We start from the raw sequence: 2,991 nt of genomic DNA, 5'->3' as shown, positions 1-2,991 counted from the left end.
TACCAATGATTCATTTTGAATCGATTAGGTTAAGTTAGAAAGGGCGCACGGTGGATGCCTTGGCACTAGGAGCCGAAGAAGGACGGGACTAACACCGATATGCTTTGGGGAGCTGTAAGTAAGCTTTGATCCAGAGATTTCCGAATGGGGAAACCCACTGTCCGTAATGGGACAGTATCCCTGACTGAATACATAGGTCAGGAGAAGGCAGACCCGGGGAACTGAAACATCTAAGTACCCGGAGGAAAAGAAAGCAAACGCGATTTCCTGAGTAGCGGCGAGCGAAACGGAAGATAGCCCAAACCAAGAGGCTTGCCTCTTGGGGTTGTAGGACACTCTATACGGAGTTACAAAGGAACGAGGTAGACGAAGAGGCATGGAAAGGCCCGTCGAAGAAGGTAACAACCCTGTAGTTGAAACTTCGTTCCCTCTTGAGTGGATCCTGAGTACGGCGGAACACGTGAAATTCCGTCGGAATCCGGGAGGACCATCTCCCAAGGCTAAATACTACCTAGTGACCGATAGTGAACCAGTACCGTGAGGGAAAGGTGAAAAGCACCCCGGAAGGGGAGTGAAAGAGATCCTGAAACCGTGTGCCTACAAGTAGTCAGAGCTCATTTATGAGTGATGGCGTGCCTTTTGTAGAATGAACTGGCGAGTTACGATTACATGCAAGGTTAAGTTGAAGAGACGGAGCCGCAGCGAAAGCGAGTCTGAATAGGGCGATTTGAGTATGTGGTCGTAGACCCGAAACCAGGTGATCTACCCATGTCCAGGGTGAAGTTCAGGTAACACTGAATGGAGGCCCGAACCCACGCACGTTGAAAAGTGCGGGGATGAGGTGTGGGTAGCGGAGAAATTCCAATCGAACCTGGAGATAGCTGGTTCTCTCCGAAATAGCTTTAGGGCTAGCCTCGATTGTTAGAGTCTTGGAGGTAGAGCACTGATTGGACTAGGGGCCCCCATCGGGTTACCGAATTCAGTCAAACTCCGAATGCCAATGACTTATCATCGGGAGTCAGACTGCGAGTGATAAGATCCGTAGTCAAGAGGGAAACAGCCCAGACCACCAGCTAAGGTCCCAAAGTATACGTTAAGTGGAAAAGGATGTGGAGTTGCTTAGACAACCAGGATGTTGGCTTAGAAGCAGCCACCATTTAAAGAGTGCGTAATAGCTCACTGGTCGAGTGACTCTGCGCCGAAAATGTACCGGGGCTAAACGTATCACCGAAGCTGTGGATGCATACCGTATGGTATGCGTGGTAGGAGAGCGTTCTAAGGGCGGTGAAGTCAGACCGGAAGGACTGGTGGAGCGCTTAGAAGTGAGAATGCCAGTATGAGTAGCGAAAGATGGGTGAGAATCCCATCCACCGAATGCCTAAGGTTTCCTGGGGAAGGCTCGTCCGCCCAGGGTTAGTCGGGACCTAAGCCGAGGCTGAAAAGCGTAGGCGATGGATAACAGGTTGATATTCCTGTACCACCTCTTTATCGTTTGAGCAATGGAGGGACGCAGTAGGATAGGGTAAGCGCACTGTTGGATATGTGCGTCTAAGCAGTAAGGCTGGAAACGAGGCAAATCCCGTTTCCGTGAAGGCTGAGCTGTGATAGCGAGGGAAATTTAGTACCGAAGTTCCTGATTTCACACTGCCAAGAAAAGCTTCTAGCGAGATAAATGGTGCCCGTACCGCAAACCGACACAGGTAGGCGAGGAGAGAATCCTAAGGTGTGCGAGAGAACTCTCGTTAAGGAACTCGGCAAAATGACCCCGTAACTTCGGGAGAAGGGGTGCTCTGGTAGGGTGTTAAAGCCCGAGAGAGCCGCAGTGAATAGGCCCAGGCGACTGTTTAGCAAAAACACAGGTCTCTGCGAAGCCGCAAGGCGAAGTATAGGGGCTGACGCCTGCCCGGTGCTGGAAGGTTAAGGGGAGAGGTTAGTCGCAAGACGAAGCTTTGAACCGAAGCCCCAGTAAACGGCGGCCGTAACTATAACGGTCCTAAGGTAGCGAAATTCCTTGTCGGGTAAGTTCCGACCCGCACGAAAGGCGTAACGATCTGGGCACTGTCTCAACGAGAGACTCGGTGAAATTATACTACCTGTGAAGATGCAGGTTACCCGCGACAGGACGGAAAGACCCCGTGGAGCTTTACTGCAGCCTGATATTGAATTTTGGTACAGCTTGTACAGGATAGGTAGGAGCCTATGAAGCCGGAGCGCTAGCTTCGGTGGAGGCGTCGGTGGGATACTACCCTGGTTGTATTGAAATTCTAACCCGCACCCCTCATCGGGGTGGGAGACAGTGTCAGGTGGGCAGTTTGACTGGGGCGGTCGCCTCCTAAAATGTAACGGAGGCGCCCAAAGGTTCCCTCAGAATGGTTGGAAATCATTCGCAGAGTGTAAAGGCACAAGGGAGCTTGACTGCGAGACCTACAAGTCGAGCAGGGACGAAAGTCGGGCTTAGTGATCCGGTGGTTCCGCATGGAAGGGCCATCGCTCAACGGATAAAAGCTACCCCGGGGATAACAGGCTTATCTCCCCCAAGAGTCCACATCGACGGGGAGGTTTGGCACCTCGATGTCGGCTCATCGCATCCTGGGGCTGTAGTCGGTCCCAAGGGTTGGGCTGTTCGCCCATTAAAGCGGTACGCGAGCTGGGTTCAGAACGTCGTGAGACAGTTCGGTCCCTATCCGTCGTGGGCGTAGGAAATTTGAGAGGAGCTGTCCTTAGTACGAGAGGACCGGGATGGACGCACCTCTGGTGTACCAGTTGTCTTGCCAAAGGCATCGCTGGGTAGCTATGTGCGGACGGGATAAGTGCTGAAAGCATCTAAGCATGAAGCCCCCCTCAAGATGAGATTTCCCATAGCGTCAAGCTAGTAAGTTCCCTGAAAGATGATCAGGTTGATAGGTTGGAGATGGAAGTGCGGCGACGCATGGAGTTGACCAATACTAATCGAACGAGGACTTAACCAAATAGAAAAGCGAAGGCGACTGT

At 52.1% G+C, this 2,991-nt stretch carries 1 rRNA gene; it reads left to right on the top strand.

Features of this window, described 5'->3' with window-relative positions:
- Window positions 1–27: 27 nt before the first annotated feature.
- Window positions 28–2,969 (top strand): 23S ribosomal RNA (locus IEO70_RS18655).
- Window positions 2,970–2,991: the final 22 nt, after the last annotated feature.

The organism is Peribacillus faecalis (assembly GCF_014712675.1).
Lineage (GTDB): Bacteria > Bacillota > Bacilli > Bacillales > DSM-1321 > Bacillus_AD > Bacillus_AD faecalis.
The sequence above is the reverse complement of the archived record's forward strand: the minus strand, read 5'-3'. Positions and strand labels throughout refer to the sequence as shown.